Source organism: Spelaeicoccus albus (assembly GCF_013409065.1).
Classification (GTDB): Bacteria; Actinomycetota; Actinomycetes; order Actinomycetales; family Brevibacteriaceae; genus Spelaeicoccus; species Spelaeicoccus albus.
In genome coordinates, this window is the sequence record NZ_JACBZP010000001.1 from 1870142 (window position 1) to 1894822 (window position 24681).

The window sequence follows — 24681 nt, forward strand, 5'->3', positions numbered from 1 at the left end:
GGATAGTTGAGCGTGCTGTGACTATCTACGTTGCCGTGATCGGATAGTCCAATTATCTTATCGGTATGACAACGATGTTCATAGCCCTCCACGCCACAGCCGCCTCGGGCGTCGTGCTGTTGGCGCCCATCCAAATCATTCGCAAGAAGAAGGATGCCCGCCACAAGCTGATCGGACGCTCGTGGGTAATTCTCATGTATCTCGTATGCGCGAGCGGCATGTTCATTTACACGCTCACGGGGTCGTTCACGGTATTTCACGCCCTGGCGATATTCACATTCGGCACTACCACCGTCGGTGTGATGGCGATCCGCAAGGGGAAAGTCCGTCGGCACATCTTCATGATGGTCGGGTCGTGGCTTGGTGCGCTGACGGCCGGACTCTTTGCCGCGATCGTTCCCGGCCGGGAGATCCCGTCCTTGGCGGTCAGCGACCCGGGCCTGCTATGGACGATCATCGCCGTGATTCTCGTGGCGATCACCGGCTGGGCCGTCTACGTCCTGCGCTTTGCCCCCGTCCGGCCGCGGACGTCAAAACGACCACGGCTGGCGAAAGCCGCGTGAACGCCGATCCGGGCACGGGCTCGGGTCATGCGCCAGGAGCGTGGGCCTTTCCTTGTTGCAGGATCCGGATGGCATTGCCAAAGGGATCTCTCACGCCCATATCAATGCCGTAAAAGTGCTCGGTGGGCTCTTGAGTAAAATCCGTGACGCCCCGCTCGCGGAGAGTTTTGTACAGCGCGTGCGCATCGTCAGTGACGAAGACGAGCCCTCCCAGAGCACCCTTGGCAATCAACTCGCGGAGCTGAGCTGCGGTTTGTTCGTCGTGAATCGGCGGACCCGGTTGCTCCAGAGAGATCTCGGTGGCGCCATTGCCGGGAACGCGAACGGTCAGCCATCGATACTCACCCTGCTTCACGTCGTTGCCCTTCTCCAGGCCCAGCTTGGTGACGTAAAAATCCAGCGCCTCCTCCTTGTCCAGTACGTAAATGGAAGTGACGTTCAGCGCAGTGATCATCGTGTCCTCGGAATCGGTTGTCGCGAATGTTCTCAGATCTTACGTCGTCGCTCAATGCAGCGACTTATCCAAACGTGCTGTCTTGCGATGCCGGGCGACTTTCGCCATTCCGAGGTCGCATGACCGCGCGCTGGACGCAGTGCGGCGGTCACCGTACGGTCAGTCTCGCGGAGCAGAAACATCGAGCGCTCGACACGCCGGCGCTGCAAGTAGCGATGAGGCGGCTCGCCAAAGACTAAGCGAAAGCAGCGACTGAAATGAGCGGGGGACATATGAGCCACGGCGGCCACCGCGCGCACGTCGAGTGGTCCGCCGTACGCGCGATCCATCGCGTCCCGGGCACGTAACAGTCGTCGGCTGCGATCTTCTGCGTAGCGGCTCACCCGGTAAGACTACGAGAACGGAGCCCGGATAGCCCGCGGCCGCCGGCGGGAAGAAAATCCGAGCCGCCCCGCGCTCTTCCGGTCTAGGGTTGGCGCATGGACGCAGAGCTGACCGGCGGAAACATGAATCGCGTCCGGCGAAGCGGCGACACGGTGCTTCGCGATGCGGGGCCCTGGACGCCGACGGTGCACCGGTATCTCGAATACCTCGCCCGGGCCGGTATCGATTGGGCGCCGCGGCCGCTGGGCATCGAGGGTGATCGGGAGCGCCTGACCTTCATCGACGGCGTCGTTCCGGTCTATCCGCTGCCCGGCTGGGTGTGGGACGACGGGGTGCTGCGGGACGGTGCTCGCCGGCTGCGCCTGCTGCACGAGGCAAGTATCGGCTTTCCGATGGACGGCGCAGTGTGGCAATCGACGGCGAAGATCCCGGCCGAAGTCATCTGTGTGGGCGATTTCGCACCGCATAATCTGGTCTTTCGCGACGGGGTGATCGTCGGAGCCATCGATTTCGACATGTGTGCGCCGGGCCCGCGTCTCTGGGACATCGCCCATTTCGCAACGCGCGCCGTGCCGCTGACCGCACTGACGCCGGACGGCGCTCCGGGACGAGGCGAGGCCCGGCGCCGCGTGGATATCCTGCTTCGCGCGTACGGCTCCGAGGCGACCTGGGACGACGTCCTGCGCATTGCCGTCATCAGGCTCGTCGATCTGGCGCGGATGTCTCGCCGGAAGGCGGCGGAACTGTCAAAGCCGCATTTGCGCGGCGATGCCGACGGGTACGAGCGGGACGCCGACTATCTCGCGGGTTTGCGGCAAGACGGCTGACGACACGGGGGCTTGCGGGCACCGAACGGCCGGCCGATAGCTAGCGTTGCCCGCCTCGTCCGGCCAGCGACGCTTGCACCGAATGGTCCGGTTCCTCTTCGTCGTCGCCGTGAGCGCGCAACACGATGAGCGATTTGCCGCCCAAGGTGAGCGAGCCGTTCGCCTGACATTCGGTGCCGACGTCGACACTGCCGGATGTGTCGATCACTACGGACCAGGCGGGAGCATAATCGTCGCCGGGGAGCGTGAAGTTCACTCCGTCGTCGTGCGCGTTGAAGAACAACATGAAATGGTCGTCCCGGATTGCTTCGCCGCGCCAATTGACCCCGCGGATGCCGTCGCCGTTGAGGAAGACGCCGATCGACCGCTCGAAGCCGGAATCCCAGTCGTCGGTGATCATCTCGGCACCGTCCGGGTTCAGCCAGACGAGGTCGGGCAACGGATCGCCCGTGCTGCTGCGCACCGGCCGGCCGTCGAAGAAGCGGCTGCGGCGGAACGTGGGATGGTCGGTGCGCAGTTTCGCCACGGCGGCAGTGAATTCGATGAGCGGGGAGTCGGCGTTCTCCCAGTCGATCCACGTGAGCTCATTGTCCTGGCAATACGCGTTGTTGTTGCCGTTCTGGGTGCGTCCGAGCTCGTCGCCGTGCGAAATCATCGGCACGCCTTGCGAGAGCAGGAGCGTTGCCAGGAAGTTGCGTTGTTGGCGGGCTCGAAGCGCGTTGATCTCCTCGTCATCGGTCTGGCCCTCGACGCCGCAGTTCCACGAGCGGTTGTCATCGGCTCCGTCGTTGTTGTCTTCGCCATTGGATTCGTTGTGCTTGTCGTTGTATGACACCAGGTCGGCCATGGTGAAGCCGTCGTGAGCCGTGACGAAATTGATCGAGGCGAACGGACGTCGTCCGGAATTTTCGTACAGGTCCGACGAGCCGGAGATGCGGGAGGCGAATTCGCCGATGGTCGCCGGTACGCCGCGCCAGAAATCGCGGATCGAGTCGCGGAATTTGCCGTTCCATTCGGTCCAGAGCGGCGGAAAGTTGCCGACCTGGTAGCCGCCCGGGCCGACGTCCCACGGTTCGGCAATGAGTTTGACCTGCGAAACGATCGGGTCCTGCTGGACCATTTCAAAGAACGTGGAGAGCCTGTCGACGTCGTAGAACTCGCGGGCAAGGGCCGATGCCAGGTCGAATCGGAAGCCGTCGACGTGCATTTCGGTGACCCAATAGCGCAGCGAATCCATCAGTAGCTGGAGCGTGTGCGGTTGCCGGACGTTGAGAGTGTTGCCGGTGCCGGTGTAGTCCATATAGTGTTGCGGGTCGTCGTCGACGGTGCGGTAATAGTGCAGATTGTCGATGCCGCGGAAAGAAAGCGTCGGCCCGAGATCGTTGCCCTCGGCCGTGTGATTGTAGACCACGTCGAGGATGACCTCGATGCCCTTGTCATGCAGGGTGCGGACCATCGATTTGAACTCCTGCACCTGCTGGCCGGCATCACCCGTGGACGAGTACCGGTTGTGCGGGGCGAAGAAGCCGATCGTGTTGTAGCCCCAGTAATTGGTCAGGCCCTGCTGAGCGAGGGTGTCGTCGTTGACGAACTGGTGGACGGGCATGAGCTCGATTGCGGTGACGCCGAGCTTGTGCAAATGCGCGATCACCGATGGGTGGGCGACTCCTGCGTACGTGCCGCGCTGTTCCTCGGGGACGTCCGGATGCAAGGCGGTCAGGCCCTTGACGTGGGCTTCGTAAATGATGCTCTGGTAGTACGGAGTCTTTGGAGCGCGGTCGCCGTGCCAGTCGAAGAACGGATTGATGACGACGCCGTGCATAGTATTGGCTGCCGAATCGTCATCGTTACGGCTCGTCGGATCCCCGAAATCGTAGGAAAACATGGGCTGGCCCCACTCGATCTCGCCCGCTACCGATTTGGCGTACGGGTCGAGGAGGAGCTTGTTCGGATTACAACGGAGCCCGTTCTCGGGCTCGTACGGCCCATCCACTCGATAGCCATAGTGTTGGCCGGGCTCGATCTGCGGAATATAGCAATGCCAGACATACGCGTCGCACTCGGTGACGGCGATGCGCTCTTCGCCGCCGTCATCGTCGAACAAGCACAGCTCGACCGACTCCGCGGCCTCGCTGTACAACGCGAAATTCGTGCCCGAACCGTCGAAAGTGGCACCCAACGGATAAGGCGTTCCCGGCTGAACTTCCAACGATCCTCCTGGTATCGACGATGCAAGACCCTAGGCAACCTTACTCGGTAGTAACCTTCGTCCGGTGCAGCGCGAACGGTACCGGCCGGCGGCAGGGCCCCGGATGCACGCCGGAGCGAAGCATGTAAAACTATGAAGGCGGCGTCCGGCGTGAACGTCCGGACGCCGGGGAGAGCTGACCGAGCGGCCGAAGGTGGCGGTCTTGAAAACCGCTGTGCAGGTGATCCCTGCACCGAGGGTTCGAATCCCTCGCTCTCCGCCGCAGGCGCCGCACCGCACCCCGTACCGTGCCTCATGCCGCACCGCGCCCCGTACCGCACCGACACTTCTATGGTTGTGTCAAGCGGTGATGTGTTCGAGGTTTCGGTAGATTTCTCGGGCTATGTAGCGTTTGAGGCTTCGGTGGATGTCGCGGTTGCTGGCGTCGTGGGTGGTGCGTTTGTCGCGGTATGCCTGGGTGGCGGGGTCGTGGGCGAGTCGGGTCATGGCGATGCGGTGGAGTGCTGAGTTGAGTTGCCGGTCGCCGTAGCGTGATAGCCGGTGTCGGGTGGTGTTGCCGGAGGATGCTGGTAATGGGGCGGTGCCGGCGAGTTTGGCGAATGCGGCTTCGGTGCGGATGCGGCCGTGGTGGGAGTAGGCGTTGAGGATTTTCGCGCCGTTGATGGGGCCGACGCCGTTGATGTCGAGGAGGGCTGGCGTGGTGTCGGTGATGATGGTGGCCAGGCGTTCTCGGTTGGCGGCGAGTTCGGCGGTGAGGTGGTGGATTTCTTTGGCTATGCGGCGGGCTTCGTCGCGGCAGGTGGTGGTGTCGAGGTCGTCGGTGGTTCGGGTTCGCCAGGCGGCGATGGTGGTGATTTGAGCGTTGGTGATGCCGGTGCGGGCGTCGATGCCGAGGTTGGTGTCGCGGCATAGCGCGGTGAGTGAGTTTTTCAGCCGGGTGCGGTGGGCGTCGAGGCGTAGGCGGGCGGCGAGGAGCACTGCCAGGGCGTGGCGGGCGCCTGGCGCGCGGGGTGTGATGAGCTGGTCGGTGTCGGTGCCCAGAATCCCGCGGGCAGCGGTGCGGGCGTCGATGTTGTCGGTCTTACCGGTACCGACTCGGCTGGTTTTGGCTGGTGGGCGCACTTCGGTCACTTGCAGGCCGGCGTCGGCCAGCAGGAGGGCCAGTTGGCGCCCGTAGGAGCCGGTTCCCTCGCAGGCGATCAACACGGTGCCGGTGACTTGGCTGATCCAGGTCAGGGCTCGGGCTAGTCCGGCCGGGTGGGTCGGGAACGTTTTCGTTTTCTCAATGCCGCCGGTGCGGGCGTTGACGAGGGCATAGGTGTGCGTGCGGGCGTGGGTGTCCACGCCGATGACATGATCGTAGGTGTCTGCGACGATAGTCATGATGGTTACGTCTCCTTCACGGTTCGTGACTGTCACGGTGCCGGTCTGGAAATAGTGTGTGGAGGCATCTCCTTTAAGGGCCACACCCCCACATACGGGGTGGGCATACTTCTATCAAGCCTTCGACACGGTCAGGCCGGCACCGGCCTCTTATCGTGGTCAAGTCGACGCAAAGACACCTCAACAGAGGGGCCGAGTGGTGGAGAGACACGCCACAAGAGACCAGTTACCAGCCTGCCAGCTAACAACCAGGCCAGCCACACACCAGTAAAGGAGTGGTGGCGAATGGCTGCGAAATCGGCGATTTCGCAGCCATTCGCCACCACTCGGCGGGGCGGAACTACTGGGAGGCGGCCTCCTTGATCAGATCCGAGCACCGCTCGCCGATCATCATGGTCGTGATGTTCGGGTTCACCGTCGTGAGCTCCGGCATCACAGAGGCGTCGGCGACTCGCAGGCCCGTCACGCCCTTCACCCGCAGCTGCGGATCGAGCGGCGACCCTGCGTCGTCCGCCGCGCCCATCCGCACCGTGCCGGCCGGATGGTACACGGTGTTGTGGGTCTTGGCGATGTAGTCGGCGATCTCCTCATCGGTCTGTACGCCCGGCCCCGGATACAGCTCCCGCCCGGCCCACTCGGCCATGGCCGGCTGGGACACGATCTCGCGGGCTTTCTTGATCCCTGCGACCATGACGCGCATGTCGTGCGGATCCGAGAAGTAGTTCGGGTCGACCTTCGGCTTGTCCCGAAAGTCGATAGTGCGTAGCCGCACTGTGCCGCGGGAGCGGGCGTGCGTGACGTTCGGGGTCAGGCAGAAGCCGTTCTCCGTTGTCGGATACCCCTGCCGGGCGGTGTGCATGTCGAACGGCACCGATCCGTAGTGGAACATGAGGTCGGGCCGAGACAGCCCGTCCTCGGTCGGAGTGAAGATGCCGATCTCCCACCACTGCGTCGATTCGGACACCATCGGCTGCTTGGCGTCCCACTGGATGACGCCCTCCGGATGGTCCTGCAGATTCGATCCGACGCCGGGGGAGTCGACGCGCACATCGATGCCGACCTCGCGCAGGTGGTCGGCCGGGCCGATACCCGACAGCATCAGCAGTTTCGGCGAATCGATAGCGCCGGCGCTGAGGATGACTTCGCGCCTGGCCCCGATCGTGCGGCTGTGGATCAGGTCGGTATCGAGGACTTCGACGCCACGCGCGCGGCCGTCGTCGTCGATGACGATCTTCTTGGCCCGCAGCCCGGTGAGGACGTGCAGATTCTGCCGGTCAAGATTCGGGTGCAGATAGCTGACCGACGACGACGACCGGACGCCGTCCTCCCGGACATTGATCTGAAAGAAGTTCGCACCGTTGACGACCGTCTCGTTGTCGTTGAACTGCACGCGCGGGATGCCTGTCTGCTCGCAGGCGTCCAGTAGCGCGACGCCGCACGGGTCGACCGGCGGCACGTTGCGGATTCTGACGGGGCCGCTTCGGCCGTGGTGGTCGCCGGACTCGGAATTGTTTTCCAGACGGCGGTACAGCGGATACGTGTTCTCGGCGCGCCAGCCCTCGGCGCCGCGTGCCTCCCACTCGTCCAAGTCCTCGCGCGGGGCCCAGAACGCAATGCACGAGTTATGCGAGGAGCAGCCGCCCAACACCCGGGCGCGGGCATGACGCATGAACGAGTTTCCGTTCTTCTGCGGCTCGACCTGGTAATCCCAGTCGTACCCGGATTCGAGCAGCTCCATCCACCGCGACACCTGCAAAATCGCGGCGTCGTCGACGTCGGACGGTCCGGCCTCGATCAGCGCGACCTGAACGTCCGCGTCCTCACTCAGTCGGGACGCAACGGCGGCCCCGCCTGAGCCGCCGCCAATGACGACGTAATCGAATTCGTTCTCGCTCACTGGTCTCCTCCGTCCTCGAACCAGCCCGTGACTGCCGGCCTGAGATTGTGGTAGATGTGCTTGGCTTCCTGATACTCGTCAAGCCCCGTCGGCCCGAGCTCGCGGCCGATGCCGGACTGGCCGTAGCCGCCCCATTCGGCTTGCGGCAGGTACGGGTGGAAGTCGTTGATCCACACGGTGCCGTGGCGCAGCCGGCCCGCCACGCGTTGGGACTTGCCGGCGTCCTGCGTCCACACTCCGGCGGCGAGCCCGTATTTCGTGTCGTTGGCGATGCGCACGGCGTCGTCCTCGTCGTCGAACGTTTCGACAGTGACGACGGGGCCGAAGCCTTCATCGACAACCACCGACATGCCTTGCTTGACGTCGTCGAGCACCGTGGGCAAGTAGTAGAAGCCGTTCTCGAGATCGCCGGACGGCGCTTCGCCGCCGCACCGCAGCACGGCGCCTTCCTGGATCCCGCGCTGCACATACGCGCTGACCTTCTCCCGGTGGGCTGCCGAGATGAGCGGTCCGGTCTCGGCTCGCGGGTCGAACGGCCCGCCCAGGCGGATCATCTTCGCGCGGCGGACGAGCTCGTCGACGAACTTGTCGTGCAGCGACTTCTCGACGACGAGGCGGGCGCCGGCCGAGCACACCTGGCCGGAGTGCACGAATGCGGCATTGAGCGCATTGTCGATGGCCGCGTCGAAATCGGCATCGGCGAACACGACGTTCGGGTTCTTTCCGCCGAGTTCGAGTGCGACGTTCTTCACCGACAAGGCGGCGGCCGACGAAATATGCCGTCCGGTTTCAAAACCACCGGTGAACGAGACCATGTCGACGTCCGGATGTTCCGTCATGGGCGCACCGGCCTCGGCACCCGCGCCCAGCACCAGGTTCGCAACGCCGGCCGGCACTCCGCAGTTCTCGAGCAGCGACATGAGCAGAACGGCGGTGTGCGGTGTCAGCTCGCTCGGCTTCAGGATGAACGTGTTCCCGGCGGCCAGGGCCGGAGCGACCTTCCACGCGGCCTGCAGCAGCGGATAATTCCACGGCGTAATCAGTGCGCAGACCCCGACCGGCTCGTGCACGATCCGGCTGACCACATCGGCACTGCCGGCGTCGACAAGGCGCCCGGCATCCTGCCCGGCCAGTTTGCCGAAGTAGTCGAAGCAGTTCGCGATATCGTCCATGTCGATTTCGCTTTCGACGAGCCGCTTGCCGGTGTCGAGCGACTCGGCATGGGCGAACTCGTCCTTGGCCGCGCGAAGACCGGCCGCGACCTTGAGCAGGACGTCGCCCCGTTCGGCTGCGGGCGTGCCCGGCCAGTCGCCGGAGTCGAAGGCACGCCGGGCAGCAGCGACGGCGCCGTCGACGTCCGCGCGTCCGGCTTCCGAAACGCTGGCGACCAGCTCGCCGTTGGCCGGGCAGTGGATCTCCCGGGTGGCGCCGTCGGCGGCGGCCTGCCACTGACCGTCGATGTACAAAGTCTGAGTGTCTGGCATGTCGTGCTCCTTAGCTTTCGGCGACGACGTCGGCCGTGTCGGTTTCGGGCGGATCGGCGACAATCGAGTCTTCGCTGGTGATCCGCAAGTAGGTCAGATGACGCTCGTAGTAGTCGAGGATGTCGCTGATGAGCTGTTCCTTTGAATATCCCTGCACGTTGTACCCCTGCGTGCCCTCGGGAATGTACACCTCGATCCGGTAGTACACGTCGTCTCCGCGCGCACTGCCGGTGGCAAATTCGGGGATGGGGCATTCGACCGGCCAATACGTGTACGTGAACGCCTCGGCATCGCCCATGTTGACGGAGAGTCCGGTGAACGACAATCCCGACTCCGGGTCGGTGCCGTTGATGGGTGCGGCGTCGGTCGATTGGTCGCGGAATTCGGCGAGCACTTCCTCGACGGCGGGCTTGCACGTTTCGAGCATGAACCGTTCGGTCTGCTTTTTGCCGGGATAGCTCATCATGCGCGTGAGACGTCGGCGCCACAGCTTCGCATCGGGTTTCGCCGGCGATGTGCGCGACGACAAGGTGCCGGGCAACGCGGCGCGCACGCTGTCGTAGTGGCGTCCTTCGCCCTTCAGCGATTTGTAGAGCCCCAGCATGATCAGATACAGGACGAACGAGAACGGCAGGCCCATGATGATTGTCGCGTTCTGCAAGGTCGTGATGCCGCCGATCGACAGCATCACGAGCGTGAGCAGGCCGGTCGCCACCGCCCAAAACACACGCAGCCACTTCGCGCCGTCCGCTCGGGAGGTCTTCAGGTACGACGTGAAGTTCGACATCACGAGCGCGCCCGAGTCGGCGGAGGTGACGTAAAAGAGCAGGCCGGTGAACGTGGCGACGCCTGCCGAGGCCGGGGCCCAGGGGTAGTCGGCCAAAAGCGAATAGAACGCCTTTTCCGGGTGATTCATGGCGACCTGGCCGAAGTGGGCTCCGGAGGCGCCGGAGTTCATGACGATGTCCAGCGCGCTGTTACCGAAGATGCACACCCACAGCAGGATGTAGATGAACGGAATGATCATGGTGCCGGCCACGAACTGGCGGATCGAGCGGCCGCGTGAGATGCGCGCCAAGAACAGTCCGACGAACGGCGCCCAGGCGATCCACCAGGCCCAGAAGAACAGCGTCCAGCTGTTCAGCCAGGCATCGGGGTGGTCGAATGCGAAAGTGTTCATCGTCATATGCACGAAGCCGGTGAGGTAGTCGCCGACATTCATCACGAACGAATTGAGCAAGAAGGTCGTCTTGCCGGTGAACAAGATGAACATCGTCAGCATCAGAGCCAGGACCACGTTGATCTCGGACAACCGTCGGATGCCCTTGTCGACGCCGGAGACAGTGGAAATGGTGGCGATGACGACGGCCAATCCGATCAGCGCGGCCTGCATGCCGACGTTCTGCGGCAGATCGAAGAGGAACTTCAGGCCGAAATTGAGCTGGACGACGCCGATGCCCAGGCTGGTGGCGATGCCGAAGATGGTGCCCAGCACTGCGGCGATATCGACCGAGTGGCCGATCGGGCCCCAGATGCGCTTGCCGAAGATCGGGTAGAGCGCAGCGCGAATGCTCAAGGGAAGATTGCGGCGGTAGGCGAAATAGGCAAGCGCCATCCCCATCAGCGCGTACATGGCCCATCCGGTGATGCCGTAGTGGAACAGCGTCCACACGACGGCTTGGCGAGCCGCCTCGATACTCTTCCCGTCGCCGTCCGGTGGTGCCAAGTATTGGGTGACCGGCTCCGAGACGGAAAAGAACATGAGGTCGGTGCCGATGCCCGCTGCAAACAGCATTGCCGCCCACGTGAAGATGTTGAATTGCGGTTTCGATTGCTCCGGGCCGAGTTTGACCTTCCCGTATCGGGAAATACCGATGAAGAGGATGAAACCGATGATGACGGCGGCCGTGAGGAAGTAGTACCAGCCAAAGTACGTGGCCACCCATTCGACGACCGCACCGATGACGGTTTCGGCCGAGCCGGGAGCCAGCCACGCCCACAGGGTCAGCGCGATGATGATCCCGGCAGAGGTGAAGAAGACTATCGGGTTGACGCGGCTTTCGCGTTCCGGTTTGGCCACCGGCTTCTCAGCAGTTTTCGAGGTCATGAAGTCCTAGGGTCGGAAAACAATGTCAGATCAGAGCGCTCCGGGCCGAGTCTAACCAAAGAGCCGGACGGCGTGAAGTTTCGTGATGTCGGCCGTCTCCGTACGAGGGGAGTTCGGTGAAGGCGGAATTGAGGCGGTCAGCGCGGTGCGGAAAGCCGTTCGGCGGCCCGGACCACGAACGCCCGACGGCGGGCACGCTCGTCCTGATCGTCGGCGTCGGCGCCGGTGAGCATGTGGGCAAGCTGCGGTACCGAATACCACCACGCGGCAAGCGCCATGAAGATGAATGTCAGATACGCCGGGTCGAGATCGGATGTCACGGCACCGTTTCGTTGCTCGGCGATCACCACCTCGACCTTCTTCCGGTAATGGGCGGAACGGTTCGCCTCGTCGGCGGCCGGCCCCCCGCTGAGTCCTTCCCATTGCAGCAGCCGAATCAATTCCGGGTGGTCGGTGTGGTAGTCGAAGGTGCGTCCGGCGAATTCGCCAACGCCCTGCGTGCCGGGGTCGTCGACGAGCACGGTGGCTGCCAGCTTGCCCAGCTCGTCGGTCAACACCGTCTCGAACAAGGCACGTTTGTCGCCAAAGTACTTGTAGAGGCGTTCTTTGTTGATTCCGGCACGCTCGGCGATTCGCGCCATCGTCGTGCCGTCGGGCCCCCGCTCCGCGAACTCGATGGTGGCGGCTTCCTTGAGCCGGCGCCGCGTGCCTTCGGTGTCCCAAGCCATGCCCTCACCATAAACCACTCCAACCAAAACGTTGCAGTTTGCTGGACCGGCACCTACACTAAAGCTATTACCAACCGCACCGTTGGATTTGTAGATTCTCGTCGACGAGGGCCGTGAAATCTTCAGGGCGGGACAATTGTGAAAGGAACAAGCACATGAGTACACCCGGCGGAACGATTTCGCTTGCCGGAGATTTGAGCATTTCACGCATGGGCTACGGGGCTATGCAGTTGGCCGGACCGGGGGTCAGCGGGCCGCCGGCCGATCGCGATGCCGCGGTGGCCGTGCTGCGTGAAGCAGTCGACCTCGGCATCACGCATATCGACACCGCCGACTTCTACGGTCCGTTCGTGACGAACGAGATCATCAAGGAGGCGCTCTATCCGTATCCGTCGGATGTGCACATCGTCACCAAGGTCGGGGCGCGGCGCGGAAGTGACGGTTCGTGGATCCACACGCTTGAGCCGGCCGAATTGAAGGCTCAGGTGCACGAAAATCTCGGCCGTTTGGGTCTTGAGGCGCTGGACGTCGTGAATTTGCGCTTGGCGGTCGAAGAAGGGCCCGCCGATCCGGCCGATCTTGACGATCAGGTAGGTGCCCTGGCCGAACTGCGCGACGAAGGGCTCATCCGGAATATCGGCATCAGCGGTGCGACCGATGAGCAAGTCACCGCAGCCAAAGCGATCGCGCCCATCGTCACCGTGCAAAACCACTACAACGTGGCCAACCGGAACGACGATCCACTCGTGGACCGCGCCGCCCGCGAGGGCATCGCGTATGTGCCGTTTTTCCCGCTCGGCGGTTTTTCGCCGATTCAGTCGACCACACTGGATTCGGTGGCTTCCGCACTCGGGGCCTCGGCCCAGCAAGTTGCGTTGGCGTGGCTGCTGCAACGTTCGCCGGCTATCGCGGTGATCCCCGGCACGTCGTCAAGCGCCCATCTTCGCGAGAACGTCGCGGCGGCCGACTTGCAACTGGATGCGGACACCGTGGCAACGCTCGATGCCATCGGCCTCGAACGCTGACGCCGTCCGGCATCCGCCACCACGCCCCGCCCGCCACGTCGAGAGTGGAGTCGTTGTCGGTTTTGAGACCGTCGAACCGACAACAACTCCACTCTCGGCGATGGGGAAGCGCGGTAACGGAAGTTACGCGGCGACCATCCCGTGCGGGTCGATCACGAACTTCTTGGCAGCACCCTGATCGAACTGCTGATACGCGTCGGGCGCTTCGTCCAGGCTGATGGTCGTGGCGTTGACGGCCTTGGCGATATCAGCCTTGCCCGCCAGGATCAGATTCATCAGCTGCCGGTTGTACCGCTTCACCGGGCACTGGCCGGTCGTGAACGAATGCGACTTCGCCCAGCCCAAACCGAGCCGGACGCCGATCTGACCGATCTTCGCATTCTCGTCGACCCCGCCCGGGTCACCCGTGACATAAAGTCCGGGAATGCCCAGTGACGCGCCGACTCTCGTCGCCGTCATGATGTCGTTGAGCACCGTGGCCGGCTGTTCGGCCGCACCCTCGCCGTGGCCCTTGGCTTCAAAGCCCACCGCGTCGACGGCGGCATCGACCTCAGGCTCGCCGAGGATCTGCTCGAGCTTGTCGGGAAGGTCACCCGGTTTGCTGAGATCGACAGTCTCGCAGCCGAACGACCTGGCTTGCGCCAGCCGGTCGGCGTTCATGTCGCCCACTATCACCACCGATGCGCCCAGCACGTGCGAGGCGTATGCCGCGGCAAGCCCGACCGGACCGGCCCCTGCGACGTACACCGTCGACCCGGTTGTCACGCCGGCCGACACCGCGCCGTGATATCCGGTGGGGAAGATGTCCGACAACATCGTCAGATCGAGAATCTTCTCGAGTGCCTGATCCCGGTCCGGGAACTTCAACAAGTTGAAGTCGGCGTACGGGATCATGACGTATTCGGCCTGTCCGCCGATCCATCCACCCATGTCGACGTAGCCGTAGGCCGCGCCGGGCCGCGCCGGATTCACGTTCAGGCACACGCCGGTCTTACCTTCGTTGCACATCCGGCACCGGCCGCAGGCGATATTGAACGGCACCGAACAAATATCGCCTTCCTTCACGAACAACACGTCGTCGCCCTTTTCCACCACTTCGCCGGTGATTTCGTGGCCAAGTGACTGGCCGACGGGGGCCGTCGTCCTGCCGCGCACCATGTGCTGGTCGCTGCCGCAGATATTCGTGGTGACGAGCTTCAAGATGACGGCGTGCGGCGCTTTTTGCTGCATTCCCAGCCCATTGGCGACCTCGGCAGGGATTTCCAGCTTCGGATAGTCAATGGATTCGATTCCTACCTGGCGCGGTCCTTTGTATACGATCACGCGATTGTCTGGCATTGGTCTTCCTCCTGCTACTCGATCCGGGCAATGAATCGATCAGCGGTGCCCCGCCCGGTTTGGCACCAAGAGCGACAAGTTCACCGGGGAAACGGGGGCGGGAAAAACCGGATTACGGCCCAGCGGCGACGATCATCGGGGGCGAACCGAGCGCCCGTCCGGAGATGACCGTAATCGATAAGCATGGCTACCAATCCTGACGCCGTGGCAACCGCCACGTCTCATCAGCTTAGGTCGACCTAATCCGGCCCGTCAATGGCTTGTCGCGGCACCGTGAATTCCGGTCTACGGTTGGTGCAATACCGGCGGCCGAGCGGTCGGTCCGGAAATCGGAGGGACGACGATGGCAGTTTGGATCTGCGCAGCATGCGGCATCGAACATCCGGACACGGCCGGGCCTCCGGTGCGGTGCGAAATCTGTCTGGACGAGCGGCAATTCGTGCCGGCATCGGGACAGGCCTGGACGACGTCGGCGACGTTGGAAAAGTCCGGAACGACAAGCAGTGTCGTGCGCGTTGCCGCCAGCCTGCACCGCATCATTGTCGCCCCGGCCGTCGCCATCGGCCAGCGATCGCTGCTCGTGACCACGCCGGACGGCAACCTGTTGTGGGATCCGAGCGGATATATCGATGCGTCGATGATCGATGCCGTGCGCGACCTGGGCGGGATCGCCGCAGTAGCGCTCAGTCATCCGCATATGACGGGCGCCGCCGTCAGCTGGGCGCGCACGTTCGACGTGCCGTTGTATTTTTGCCGGGACGACGCAGGCTGGATCAGGCGCCCGGACGAACGTATCCGCCTTTGGTCGGGTACCGCCGAATTGGGCGGCGGAATCCGACTGGTCCAGTGCGGCGGCCATTTCGCCGGCAGCTGCGTCGCCCACGTGCCCGGCATCGGCGGGGGCGCGCTTTTGACCGGCGACACCATCTTCCCGGGCCCTGGAACCGTGTCGGCCATGCGGTCCTATCCCAATAAGATTCCGCTGCCCGAGCGGGCGATCCGCACAATCCTGCGCGCGCTCGCCGATTACGAGTACGAGCGACTGTACGGATCGTTCGAGAACGATATTGCCGCCGGCGCTTCCGCCATCGTCAAGCGCTCGCTCGGCCGGTATATCGAATGGGTGCGCGGCGAGGCGGACATGACGGAACCTTCGGGGTTTTCCGGGCGATGACGACCGGGGATTCGCAATTGTTCGTACGCTGACCGCGTCCGGCTCCGCGGTTCGTGCCTACAGTGCAAGTACGGATGACCCGCTTCGCCGAGAGGAGTATCAGATGTCGCCGATGCCGGTGCCGCCGTTCGATGCCGAGACGGCTGCCGCCAAGGTCCAAGCGGCCGAGGACGTGTGGAATACGTGCGACCCCGAGAAGGTTGCGATGGGCTATACCGACGATTCGGTATGGCGCAATCGAGATTCATTCATCGTCGGGCGCGATCAAATCATCGCGTTCTTGCGGCAAAAATGGCAGCGCGAACTCGATTATTCGTTGCGCAAACAGCTGTGGGCGTTCACCGGCAATCGGATCGCCGTGCGGTACCAATACGAAAGCCGCGATCCGGCGGGCCGCTGGTGGCGCAGTTACGGCAACGAGCTGTGGGAATACGACGACGCCGGACTGAACAGCCGGCGCGAATCCAGTATCAACGACGTACCAATCATCGAGTCCGAACGGCGCATCTTTGGTCGCCGATCGGACGCCGACCGCGGGCGCGATGTCATAGACCTGCGCTGAGACCTGCACCGGTATCCGGCACCGGCCGATAGAGAGATCTAGATCACATAATCGCAATCTTCGGCTGACCGAGGATCGCGGCGTGTTTGCGGAAATCGCAAGTTTTGGTTTAAGGTCGGGGTCATGTCGTCCGCCTCCGAGCCTCCCGCCCCGTCCCCGGACGACGATCTCGGCCCGGATTCCGCTGCGGTGCCGAGTACTCGCATGCGCGTCAGGACGGCGATCGCCGACAGCGGGATGGCTCAGCGCGAGGTTTCCCGGGCTATGGGACTGGACGAGACGAAGCTTTCCAAATCACTTCGCGGTACGCGCCGATTCATGCCGGCCGAGCTCATCCGGCTTGCGGACGTCACGGGCGCCACCGTCAGCTGGTTGCTTGCCACGGCGGACGACGACGCGGCATCGGCCACACCGGCTCCCCGGGCCATGCCCACCCTTCATCGCGAAGACAGTGAGCATGCCAAAAAGCGCCGCGACATCGTCGAGACCGCGTGGAAGCTGATCGCCGCACGCGGGTACGCCTCCGTGCGGATCGCGGACATCGCGTCGGCTTGCGGCACGTCCAGCGCGACGGTGCACTATTACTTCCCGTCCAAACGCGAACTTTTCGAAGAGTCGCTGCGCTATTCGGTCAAGTTGGCATTCGACAGGCAGGTCGCCGTCCTGTACGCCATCGACGACCCGGTTGCGCGGCTGAAGAAACTCGTCGACCTGCAAACCCCCGATGACGAGGTCGTCGGTGCCGAATGGTCGATCTGGCTGCAAACGTGGGCCGATGTGGCGGTCGGCGCCGGCGCGGCGGAAAACCACCGGCAAGGGTACGCACGGTGGTTCCAAACCGTCCGTGACGCGATAGCGGCCGGTCAGCAGGCAGGACTCGTCATCGACGGTCCGCTCGACGGGTTGGCGCTCGAACTCACCGCGATCATGGACGGCCTCGGCATCAAAGTTCTCACCGGCATCATCGATGTGGCGGCCATGAAGGGCCGGCTCATCGACTTCATCGACCGTGCGCTGCTCACCGACGCAGGGCGCGAGAAAGGCATCACACCATGACCAAAAAAACCATTGTCACGTGCGCCCTGACCGGCGCCGGTGACACGACCGGCAAGAGCGAATTCGTGCCGGTTTCCCCCGAGCAAATTGCCGACGACGCCATCGCGGCAGCCCGCGCCGGCGCCTCGGCCGTGCACATCCACGTGCGCAATATCGCCACCGGCCAAGGCTCGCGGGACGTCGGACTCTACCGCGAGGTCGTGCGGATCGTCCGCGAATCCGACGTCGACCCGGTCATCAACCTGACCGCCGGCATGGGCGGCGACCTTGTCGTCGACCCGCAGGATCCGACGAAGCAGTTGGAGGGTACCGACCTGGTCAGCGGCATCGACCGGCTGCCGCACGTGGAAGAGTTGCTGCCGGAGATCTGCACGATCGATTGCGGCACCTTGAACTTCGGCGAAGGCAGCAATATCTACGTCTCCACGCCGGACATGCTGCGTGAGGGGGCCGCAAAGATCCAGGAACTCGGCGTGAAGCCCGAGATGGAGATCTTCGACACCGGCAACCTGTGGTTCGGCAATGTGCTGGTCCGCGAAGGCCTGATCGATCCGCCGCCGCTCTATCAACTGTGCATGGGAATCCCGTACGGGGCGCCCGTCGACGCGGGCCTGTTGCAGGCCATGGTGAACATGCTGCCGGACGGCGCCGAGTGGACGTCGTTCGCGATCGGGCGCAATCAGCTGCCCTGGGTCGCCCAGTCGGTGCTCTTGGGCGGACACGTCCGCGTCGGACTCGAGGACAACCTGTACCTCCGCAAGGGCGTCAAGGCAACGAACGCCGAGCTGACCGAACGGGCCGTCGACATCGTCGAGAGCCTCGGAGCGCAGGTCGCTACACCGGACGAGGCCAGGGACATCCTGGGCCTGAACAAGAAGGGCTGATCCATGAGCTATGACTCCTACCCGGCGCCGGCGGACGTCGAAGCCGTCGGCTGCGTCGGCATCGGCACGATCGGCGGCGGCTGGGCCGCGTACTTCCTCTCCCGCGGCTACCGCGTCGAGGCGTGGGACCCGTCGCCGGACGCCGAGCCCAAGCTACGCAGGCTCATCGAGGCGGCCTGGCCGGCGCTGACCGAGCTGGGGCTTGCCGACGGCGCGTCGCCGGACAACGTGCGCGTGCACGCCGAGTTACCGGGCGCCGTCCGGAACGTTCAGTTCGTCCAGGAGAGCGCTCCGGAAGTGCTCGACCTCAAACGCTCGCTTCTTGCGGACATCGATGCGGCAGCCGACCCGACCATTGTGGTCGGATCGTCGACGTCGGGATATTCGATGACTGAAATGTCCGGCGACGCCGCCTCGCCGGGCCGGCTCGTCGTCGGTCATCCGTTCAACCCGCCGTACCTGATACCGCTGGTCGAGGTCGTCGGCGGCGACCGGACCGACCCGGAAGCGGTCCGGTGGGCCGCCGACTGGTACGACCACATCGGTAAATCGGTGATCGCCATGGACCGGGAAGTGCCCGGGTTCATCGCCAACCGGCTGCAAGAGGCTCTTTGGCGCGAAGCCTTGCACATGATCGACTCCGGTGAAGCGACAGTCGACCAGATCGACAGGGCCATCACCGACGGGCCGGGCCTGCGTTGGCCCGTGCAAGGCCCGATGCTGACCTTCCACCTGGCCGGCGGCGAAGGCGGCATGGCACATATGCTCGACCATTTCGGACCGTCGTTGAAGTCCCCCTGGACACGGCTGGACGCGCCCGAATTGACGAGTGAACTGCGCGACGCCGTGGTGGCCGGTTGCGATGACGAAGCCGGTGACAGGTCGGTCGCCGACCTCATCGCCGAACGGGACGCCGCAATAATCGCGATCCAGCGCGTCATCTCCGGAATCCGGGAGGCCGCGTGACGAAGCCGCACACTTATCGCGACGTCGTCCGGCGTGAATGGATCGACTACAACGGCCACATGTCCGAAGCGTTTTACGTTCTCGTTTTCGGCTACGCCACCGACCGCGTCATGGATGCCCTCGGCATGGACGAGGATTACCGCAGGCGTACCGGCAACTCGCTCTACACCGTCGAAGCGCATATCCGCTACCTGCGCCAGGCTGTGCTGGGCGACGAGTTGACAGTGACGACGTCAGTGGTCGGGAGCGGTGCCAAGAAGCTCCACTTGGCCCACGAAATGCACGTCGGCGGCGAGCTTGCCGCCACCGAGGAGCTGCTCGGCCTGCACGTGGGCGCGGGGGACAAGACCGTGCCGTTCGACGGCGCAGTCGCGGCCGAGATCGCCCGCGCGCTGCCGGGACCCGATCGTCACCCTCCGGACTGGATCGGGCGCGCAGTGCAATCCGGCCCAGCGCAATCCGGCGCAGCGCAATCCAATCAAGGGCGTAGCTGATCGACTACCTGGAGAACTGACCTCATGCCACCCAATCCACCACCTGCCACCTCGCTGAGCCGGCGACGCCTGCTCGGTGCGGGAATGACTGCCGGCGCCGGCGCCATGCTCGTTGCATGCGGCGGACCCGCCGGCGAAATCGAAGCGCCGAAGGGCGAGCCCGAGCGCGGCGGCCGATTACGCGTCGGACTGACCGGCGGCGGCGCCTCCGATACCCTGGACGCGCATCTTCCGGTCAACACGACGGATATCGCCAGATGCATCAACTTGTACGAGACGTTGCTCTATTACAACGACGACTACGTACTCACCCCGCTCCTGGCCACCAAAGTGACATCCTCTCCCAACGCAAAGGTCTGGACGGCGCACTTGCGCCGCGACGTGGTATTCCACGACGGCCGTCCGATGACCGGCAAGGACGTGGCGGCCACTTTCGCGCGGATCACCGACCCGAAAGACCCGAAAAGCGGCGCGGCCGGCCTGACGGACCTCGACAAGGTAGTGGTTGCGGGTGAGCACAAGGTCGAATTCCACCTCAAGTCGCCGAACGCCGCGTTCGACGACTCGCTCGGCCAGTACGCGAACGGCATCGTCCCGGCCGATTACGATCCGAAACACCCGGTGGGCACCGGGCCGTTCAAGGTGAAGTCCTTCACCGCCGGTCAACAAAGCGTTTTTGCGCGCCACGACCATTACTGGCGCCAAGGTCAGCCGTACCTCGACGAACTCGTCATCCTGGATTTCAGCGACGACGACGCGATAGTGAACGCGCTGCTGTCCAGCCAGGTCGATGCGATTGGGCAGATTCCGCTGGCGCTCACGCAAGTCATCGGCTCCGACCCCCGCGTCAACGTTTTGACCTCGCCCACCGGTTCCTGGATGCCGTTCACGATGCGGATCGACAAGAAGCCGTTCGACGACAAGCGAGTACGGCAGGCGTTCCGGCTGGCAGTGGACCGGAAGCAAATGATCGAGCAGGTCTACAGCGGACACGGCCGAATCGGCAACGACATGTACGCGCCGTTCGATCCCGCCTATTCCAAGGACTTGCCGCAACGCCGTCAGGACATCCGTCAAGCGAAGAAGCTGCTGGCCGACGCCGGGCATCCGAACGGCCTGGACGTCGAACTTGTCACGGCGCCGATTCAGTCCGGCGCGGTCGAGGCGGCGCAGGTGTTCGCGCAGCAAGCGAAAAAGGCCGGAATCCGCGTCAATATTCGGCGCGTCGATTCGACGACGTTCTTTGGCGACAACTATTTGAAATGGACGTTTGCGCAGGATTTCTGGTACACGCGCAACTTTCTTCCGCAAGTGAATTCCGGTACCGCTCAAGACGCGCCCTTCAACGAAACGCATTGGAAGAACGCCAAATTCACGAAACTCGTGGCCGAAGCGACGAAGACCATCAACGAAGGCCAGCGTAACCGGCTCATCGAGCAAGCGCAGAAGATTCTCTACGACGAAGGCGGATACATCATCTGGGGGTTCTCCGATCAGGCGGACGCCTATCAGAAATACGTGGCGGGGTTGAAGCCGAACCGGACCGGTTTGTCGCTGTCCGGATTCCAATTCCGCCGCGTATGGCTGGGAGGGAGCAACTCATGACTCGTCTGATAGTTCGCAGGCTCGCGATCAGCGTCATCATTCTGATCATCGTGTCGATACTCGTGTTCCTCGCCACGCTGCTGTTGCCGGGCGACCCGGCCAGGGCCATCCTCGGCCAGCAGGCCACCCCCGAACGACTGCATGCCCTGCGCGAGCAAATGCACTTGAATGATCCCATTTGGCAGCGTTATCTGTCCTGGTTCGGCGGTTTGTTCGTCGGCAACTTCGGCACGTCGACAGCGACCGGCTCCTCGGTCGGCGCACTGCTCGGCCCGCGCATCGTGAACTCGCTCGTCCTGATGGTGGTCGCTGCGGTGATCAGTGTGCCGGTCGGCATCGCCGCCGGCACCTACGGCGCGATCCGGCGAGGACGTGCAGGCGATCACGCGGCGACGGGCGTGAGCCTCGTGCTGGCTGCCCTTCCCGAGTTCGTGATCGGCATCGGCCTGATTGCGTTGCTGTCGACAAGCGTCATGCATCTGCTGCCGTCGGTGACGATGAACCCGCCGGGCGAGCACGTGTGGGACCATCCGACCCAACTGATCTTGCCGATCGTGACGCTCGTGCTCGTCGTCACTCCGTACATCATCAGGATGATGCGGGCCACGATGATCGAAGTGCTCGACAGCGGGTTTGTCGAAATGGCCAGGCTGAAGGGTGTGCCGGAAAGGCAGGCCATCCTCAAACACGCGGTGCCGCACGCACTCGGACCGGTGGCGCAGGTCATCGCGATCCAGCTTGCGTGGTTGGTCGGCGGCATAGTTGTCGTCGAATTCCTGTTCCGGTACCCGGGAGTCGGCGCGGCGCTTGTCAATGCAGTCGACAACCGCGACGTGCAGGTCGTTCAGACCCTGTCGATGCTGATCGCCGCGGTTTACGTCGTCGTGAACCTGCTGGCGGACATCGTCGGCATCGTCACGAATCCGAAGCTACGCACGGAGGTGGCAAAATGAGCGCCATCGAGACCGATGAGCAGGTCGGCAAGGAAATCGAAGCACCACCGGGCCTCTTCCGGCGGATGGTACGCCAGCGGCAAGCGAAAATCGGCATTGTGCTGGCCGGCGTCATCGTCGTCCTCGCTCTCGTCGGACCGCTCCTGCTTCCCTGGCTGACGGGCTATTCGAGCACTGAATTCGCCGGGCGGCCATTCCAGCCGGACGGGTGGTTCGGTACCGACAACCTCGGCCGTGACATCACCAGCCGGTTCCTGGCCGGCGGTCTGCGGCTGTTGATCTATGCGGCGCTCGCCACCCTGCTCGGCATGCTGTTGGGCCTGATCGCTGGTATGGTCGCCGCCTATCAGGGCGGCTGGCTGGACTCCGTCATCATGCGCGGATCCGACGTCTTGCTGGCCTTGCCGCAAATCGTGTTCGCGCTGTTGGCCATCACCGTCCTGGGGCCCAAGGCGTGGGTGCTGATTACCGTCATCGGCGTCACGCACGCTCCGCGGATCGCCCGCGTGGCCCGTTCCGCAACTGTTGCAGTCATCACCGAGGACTACATAGCGGCAGCGGAAATGTATGCGATGCCGAGATGGAAGATTCTTCTCAGCGAGGTCTTTCCCAATATCACCGGACCCCTCATGGTCGAGCTCGGGCTGCGCATGACGTACTCCATCGGCTATATCGCGTCATTGTCCTTCCTGGGACTGGGCATGCAGCCGCCGACGGCCGGTTGGGGATTGATGATCAACGAGAATCGGATTGCGCTGCTGCTTCAACCGTGGGGCGTGTTGTTGCCGGTGGCCGCGATCGCCATCCTGACGGTGGGAACGAACCTGATCACCGATTCGCTGGCCAGGGCATCGGCCAATCTGAATGTGGAGGACGAGTAAATGACCGACGAATCCCAGGCGGACGCCGTCCTGACCGTTCGCGACCTGCGCATCAGTACCACGGCGCACGGCACCGAGATCCTGCACGGCGTGTCGTTCGAGCTGCAGCCCGGCAAGATTCTGTCGCTGGTCGGCGAATCCGGGTCCGGGAAGACGACTGCCGGGCTCGCCTGCATGGGGCACTTCCGGCGCGGGCTCAGCCTGAGCGGCGGCGAGGTGAGGCTCGAGACCCCCGAGGGGCCGGCCGATGTGCTGACGATGAGCGAACCGGCGCGCCGCGGCTTGCGCGGCGGATCGATCTCGTACGTCCCGCAGGATCCGGCCCTGTCGCTCAATCCCGCGATCCGGGTGGGCGAGCAGATCCTGGAGGTCATGCGGGTTCATGGATTCGGCGCCGACGAGCACGAACGCGGCAAGCGGGTCGCGGAGGTACTAGCCGAAGTCGGCCTGCCCGGCGACCGGAACTATCAGCGTCGATTCCCGCATCAGCTGTCCGGCGGGCAGCAGCAGCGAATCGGCATTGCCATGGCGTTCGCGTGCCGGCCGTCGGTGATAGTGCTGGACGAGCCGACGACGGGACTCGACGTGACCACGCAGGCGCTCGTACTCGAGACAATCGATACGCTGACTCGTCGGCACGATGTGGCGGGCCTGTACATCACACACGACCTGGCGGTTGTGGCCGAGGTCGCCGACGAAGTCGTCGTCATGCTGGGCGGTGACATCGTGGAACGGGGGCGTGCCCGCGATGTGCTGTACTCGCCGACGCATTCCTATACGCGCAAACTGCTTCGCGCCGTGCCCGATCTGGCCGGCCGGAATCATATCGGCACGGTGGACGCCGTCACCGACGAGCATGCGGTGGTCGTCGAGAATTCCCGGCCGGCGGCGGTCGGGGAGCCGGCGGGCTCGGTGTCCACGACGGCGCCCGAGACCGATGATGCGGTCGTCTGCGCCGAGGACATCAGCCTGAGCTACGGGTCGAATCGGGTGCTGGACGGTGTGACGCTCAGTCTGGCGCCGGGCGAGTCGACAATGCTGTTGGGCGAATCCGGATCGGGGAAGACGACGTTGTCGCAGTGCATCGCCGGGCTCAACGCCGGGTTCACCGGGCGCGTGCGGTTGGCCGGCGAGACGTTGAAGAACGGCACCCGCCAACGCACGCAGGACGATCGCCGACGTATTCAATACGTCTTCCAGAGTCCCTTCTCGTCGCTCAATCCACGGCGCACGATCGGCGAATCGATCGCGGTGCCGTTGGAGATGAACAGTGCCGGCACCCGGGCCGAACGCCGCGCCAAGACGCTTGAAGCGCTCGACCAGGTCCGACTGGGCCGGCAGTTCGTCGACAGGCGTCCGGGCGAGCTCAGCGGTGGTGAACGACAGCGTGCGGCAATTGCCCGCGCACTCGTCAACACGCCGTCGGTGCTGGTGTGCGACGAGGTGACGTCGGCGCTCGACGTGTCGGTGCAGGCGTCAATCGTGGACTTGTTGCGTACCCTGCAAGTCGAAACCGGCATGGCCATGCTGTTCGTCACGCACAATATCGCGTTGGCTCGGCACATCTCGCAGCGACTTGCGGTCCTGCAAAAGGGCAAAATCGTCGACAACGGCCCGACTGCGGAGGTCTTGGACAATCCCCGGCACGAGTACACCCGGGAACTTCTCGACAACGTGCCCACGATTTAGAAGAGGACCGATGCAGCA

General features: G+C 63.9%; 22 protein-coding genes and 1 tRNA gene. 14 read left to right on the forward strand and 9 right to left on the reverse strand.

The window, feature by feature from the left end:
- The first annotated feature begins 65 nt into the window (after nucleotides 1-65).
- Nucleotides 66-563, forward strand: a complete 498-nt coding sequence (locus BJY26_RS08600) for a DUF2306 domain-containing protein (protein WP_179427387.1) — start codon at nucleotides 66-68, stop codon at nucleotides 561-563.
- 25 nt (nucleotides 564-588) lie between these two features.
- Here the strand turns inward: BJY26_RS08600 and BJY26_RS08605 are convergent, their stop codons facing one another.
- Nucleotides 589-1017 carry a VOC family protein gene (locus BJY26_RS08605; protein WP_179427389.1) on the reverse strand — a complete coding sequence of 143 codons (429 nt, stop codon included), beginning with the start codon at nucleotides 1015-1017 and terminating at the stop codon, nucleotides 589-591.
- A gap of 32 nt (nucleotides 1018-1049) precedes the next feature.
- Entirely contained in the window at nucleotides 1050-1346 is a 297-nt protein-coding gene (locus BJY26_RS08610) for a helix-turn-helix domain-containing protein (RefSeq protein WP_342354693.1), read from the reverse strand.
- Between the two features lie 150 nt (nucleotides 1347-1496).
- Between BJY26_RS08610 and BJY26_RS08615 the strand changes: the two genes are divergently transcribed.
- Nucleotides 1497-2228: a phosphotransferase gene (locus tag BJY26_RS08615; protein WP_179427393.1), complete on the forward strand. Its 732-nt coding sequence runs from the start codon at nucleotides 1497-1499 to the stop codon at nucleotides 2226-2228.
- 40 nt (nucleotides 2229-2268) lie between these two features.
- On the opposite strand, the gene glgX is transcribed toward BJY26_RS08615, so the two are convergent.
- A complete protein-coding gene (gene glgX / locus BJY26_RS08620) occupies nucleotides 2269-4437 on the reverse strand; it encodes a glycogen debranching protein GlgX (protein ID WP_179427395.1) in 2169 nt (722 codons plus the stop codon).
- Nucleotides 4438-4606: 169 nt separating this feature from the next.
- Here glgX and BJY26_RS08625 point away from each other — a divergent pair.
- Nucleotides 4607-4696, forward strand: a tRNA-Ser gene (locus tag BJY26_RS08625).
- Between the two features lie 80 nt (nucleotides 4697-4776).
- On the opposite strand, the gene BJY26_RS08630 is transcribed toward BJY26_RS08625, so the two are convergent.
- The 5 genes from BJY26_RS08630 to BJY26_RS08650 all read right to left on the reverse strand — a co-directional run bounded on the left by BJY26_RS08630 (nucleotide 4777) and on the right by BJY26_RS08650 (nucleotide 12036).
- Nucleotides 4777-5820 carry an IS110 family RNA-guided transposase gene (locus BJY26_RS08630; RefSeq protein ID WP_179425479.1) on the reverse strand — a complete coding sequence of 348 codons (1044 nt, stop codon included), beginning with the start codon at nucleotides 5818-5820 and terminating at the stop codon, nucleotides 4777-4779.
- A 340-nt stretch (nucleotides 5821-6160) separates the two neighbouring features.
- Nucleotides 6161-7717 (reverse strand): GMC family oxidoreductase, encoded by a 1557-nt coding sequence (locus tag BJY26_RS08635; protein ID WP_179427397.1) that lies wholly within the window; start codon nucleotides 7715-7717, stop codon nucleotides 6161-6163.
- Complete coding sequence (locus BJY26_RS08640) at nucleotides 7714-9201, reverse strand: aldehyde dehydrogenase family protein (RefSeq protein ID WP_179427399.1); 1488 nt, start codon at nucleotides 9199-9201, stop codon at nucleotides 7714-7716. The genes BJY26_RS08635 and BJY26_RS08640 overlap by 4 nt, the downstream gene beginning before the upstream one ends.
- Before the next feature lie 10 nt (nucleotides 9202-9211).
- Nucleotides 9212-11308: a choline BCCT transporter BetT gene (betT, locus tag BJY26_RS08645; RefSeq protein WP_179427401.1), complete on the reverse strand. Its 2097-nt coding sequence runs from the start codon at nucleotides 11306-11308 to the stop codon at nucleotides 9212-9214.
- Between the two features lie 137 nt (nucleotides 11309-11445).
- A complete protein-coding gene (locus BJY26_RS08650; protein ID WP_179427403.1) occupies nucleotides 11446-12036 on the reverse strand; it encodes a TetR/AcrR family transcriptional regulator in 591 nt (196 codons plus the stop codon).
- 155 nt (nucleotides 12037-12191) lie between these two features.
- Between BJY26_RS08650 and BJY26_RS08655 the strand changes: the two genes are divergently transcribed.
- Complete coding sequence (locus BJY26_RS08655) at nucleotides 12192-13061, forward strand: oxidoreductase (RefSeq protein WP_179427405.1); 870 nt, start codon at nucleotides 12192-12194, stop codon at nucleotides 13059-13061.
- A gap of 123 nt (nucleotides 13062-13184) precedes the next feature.
- On the opposite strand, the gene fdhA is transcribed toward BJY26_RS08655, so the two are convergent.
- Nucleotides 13185-14399, reverse strand: coding sequence for a formaldehyde dehydrogenase, glutathione-independent (gene fdhA, locus BJY26_RS08660; RefSeq protein WP_179427407.1), 1215 nt, complete (start codon nucleotides 14397-14399; stop codon nucleotides 13185-13187).
- 343 nt (nucleotides 14400-14742) lie between these two features.
- On the opposite strand from fdhA, the gene BJY26_RS08665 reads away from it, so the two are divergent.
- The 10 genes from BJY26_RS08665 to BJY26_RS08710 all read left to right on the forward strand — a co-directional run bounded on the left by BJY26_RS08665 (nucleotide 14743) and on the right by BJY26_RS08710 (nucleotide 24663).
- A complete protein-coding gene (locus BJY26_RS08665; protein WP_179427409.1) occupies nucleotides 14743-15573 on the forward strand; it encodes an MBL fold metallo-hydrolase in 831 nt (276 codons plus the stop codon).
- 103 nt (nucleotides 15574-15676) lie between these two features.
- On the forward strand, nucleotides 15677-16135 hold the full coding sequence (locus BJY26_RS08670; RefSeq protein ID WP_179427411.1) for a nuclear transport factor 2 family protein: 459 nt from the start codon (nucleotides 15677-15679) through the stop codon (nucleotides 16133-16135).
- Between the two features lie 123 nt (nucleotides 16136-16258).
- Nucleotides 16259-17191 (forward strand): TetR family transcriptional regulator C-terminal domain-containing protein, encoded by a 933-nt coding sequence (locus BJY26_RS08675; RefSeq protein WP_237249168.1) that lies wholly within the window; start codon nucleotides 16259-16261, stop codon nucleotides 17189-17191.
- Nucleotides 17188-18075, forward strand: coding sequence for a beta-keto acid cleavage family enzyme (locus tag BJY26_RS08680; protein ID WP_179427413.1), 888 nt, complete (start codon nucleotides 17188-17190; stop codon nucleotides 18073-18075). Before BJY26_RS08675 ends, BJY26_RS08680 begins: the two co-directional genes overlap by 4 nt.
- 3 nt (nucleotides 18076-18078) lie before the next feature.
- Nucleotides 18079-19041, forward strand: coding sequence for a 3-hydroxyacyl-CoA dehydrogenase NAD-binding domain-containing protein (locus BJY26_RS08685; protein WP_179427415.1), 963 nt, complete (start codon nucleotides 18079-18081; stop codon nucleotides 19039-19041).
- Nucleotides 19038-19535, forward strand: coding sequence for a thioesterase family protein (locus BJY26_RS08690; RefSeq protein ID WP_237249169.1), 498 nt, complete (start codon nucleotides 19038-19040; stop codon nucleotides 19533-19535). Before BJY26_RS08685 ends, BJY26_RS08690 begins: the two co-directional genes overlap by 4 nt.
- Before the next feature lie 24 nt (nucleotides 19536-19559).
- On the forward strand, nucleotides 19560-21140 hold the full coding sequence (locus BJY26_RS08695) for an ABC transporter substrate-binding protein (protein WP_237249170.1): 1581 nt from the start codon (nucleotides 19560-19562) through the stop codon (nucleotides 21138-21140).
- Nucleotides 21137-22093, forward strand: coding sequence for an ABC transporter permease (locus BJY26_RS08700; RefSeq protein WP_179427417.1), 957 nt, complete (start codon nucleotides 21137-21139; stop codon nucleotides 22091-22093). Before BJY26_RS08695 ends, BJY26_RS08700 begins: the two co-directional genes overlap by 4 nt.
- Nucleotides 22090-22974, forward strand: coding sequence for an ABC transporter permease (locus tag BJY26_RS08705; protein WP_179427419.1), 885 nt, complete (start codon nucleotides 22090-22092; stop codon nucleotides 22972-22974). The genes BJY26_RS08700 and BJY26_RS08705 overlap by 4 nt, the downstream gene beginning before the upstream one ends.
- Nucleotides 22975-24663, forward strand: a complete 1689-nt coding sequence (locus BJY26_RS08710; RefSeq protein WP_179427421.1) for an ABC transporter ATP-binding protein — start codon at nucleotides 22975-22977, stop codon at nucleotides 24661-24663.
- The last annotated feature ends 18 nt before the right edge of the window (nucleotides 24664-24681 follow it).

Bases quoted from the DNA above. Each gene is read 5' to 3' on its own strand.
- BJY26_RS08600 (WP_179427387.1), top strand. From the start codon at position 66: ATGACAACGATGTTCATAGCCCTCCACGCCACAGCCGCCTCGGGCGTC.
- BJY26_RS08605 (WP_179427389.1), bottom strand. From the start codon at position 1,017: ATGATCACTGCGCTGAACGTCACTTCCATTTACGTACTGGACAAGGAG.
- BJY26_RS08610 (WP_342354693.1), bottom strand. From the start codon at position 1,346: ATGGATCGCGCGTACGGCGGACCACTCGACGTGCGCGCGGTGGCCGCC.
- BJY26_RS08615 (WP_179427393.1), top strand. From the start codon at position 1,497: ATGGACGCAGAGCTGACCGGCGGAAACATGAATCGCGTCCGGCGAAGC.
- BJY26_RS08630 (WP_179425479.1), bottom strand. From the start codon at position 5,820: ATGACTATCGTCGCAGACACCTACGATCATGTCATCGGCGTGGACACC.
- BJY26_RS08640 (WP_179427399.1), bottom strand. From the start codon at position 9,201: ATGCCAGACACTCAGACTTTGTACATCGACGGTCAGTGGCAGGCCGCC.
- betT (WP_179427401.1), bottom strand. From the start codon at position 11,308: ATGACCTCGAAAACTGCTGAGAAGCCGGTGGCCAAACCGGAACGCGAA.
- BJY26_RS08650 (WP_179427403.1), bottom strand. From the start codon at position 12,036: ATGGCTTGGGACACCGAAGGCACGCGGCGCCGGCTCAAGGAAGCCGCC.
- BJY26_RS08655 (WP_179427405.1), top strand. From the start codon at position 12,192: ATGAGTACACCCGGCGGAACGATTTCGCTTGCCGGAGATTTGAGCATT.
- fdhA (WP_179427407.1), bottom strand. From the start codon at position 14,399: ATGCCAGACAATCGCGTGATCGTATACAAAGGACCGCGCCAGGTAGGA.
- BJY26_RS08665 (WP_179427409.1), top strand. From the start codon at position 14,743: ATGGCAGTTTGGATCTGCGCAGCATGCGGCATCGAACATCCGGACACG.
- BJY26_RS08670 (WP_179427411.1), top strand. From the start codon at position 15,677: ATGTCGCCGATGCCGGTGCCGCCGTTCGATGCCGAGACGGCTGCCGCC.
- BJY26_RS08675 (WP_237249168.1), top strand. From the start codon at position 16,259: ATGTCGTCCGCCTCCGAGCCTCCCGCCCCGTCCCCGGACGACGATCTC.
- BJY26_RS08680 (WP_179427413.1), top strand. From the start codon at position 17,188: ATGACCAAAAAAACCATTGTCACGTGCGCCCTGACCGGCGCCGGTGAC.
- BJY26_RS08685 (WP_179427415.1), top strand. From the start codon at position 18,079: ATGAGCTATGACTCCTACCCGGCGCCGGCGGACGTCGAAGCCGTCGGC.
- BJY26_RS08695 (WP_237249170.1), top strand. From the start codon at position 19,560: ATGCCACCCAATCCACCACCTGCCACCTCGCTGAGCCGGCGACGCCTG.
- BJY26_RS08700 (WP_179427417.1), top strand. From the start codon at position 21,137: ATGACTCGTCTGATAGTTCGCAGGCTCGCGATCAGCGTCATCATTCTG.
- BJY26_RS08705 (WP_179427419.1), top strand. From the start codon at position 22,090: ATGAGCGCCATCGAGACCGATGAGCAGGTCGGCAAGGAAATCGAAGCA.
- BJY26_RS08710 (WP_179427421.1), top strand. From the start codon at position 22,975: ATGACCGACGAATCCCAGGCGGACGCCGTCCTGACCGTTCGCGACCTG.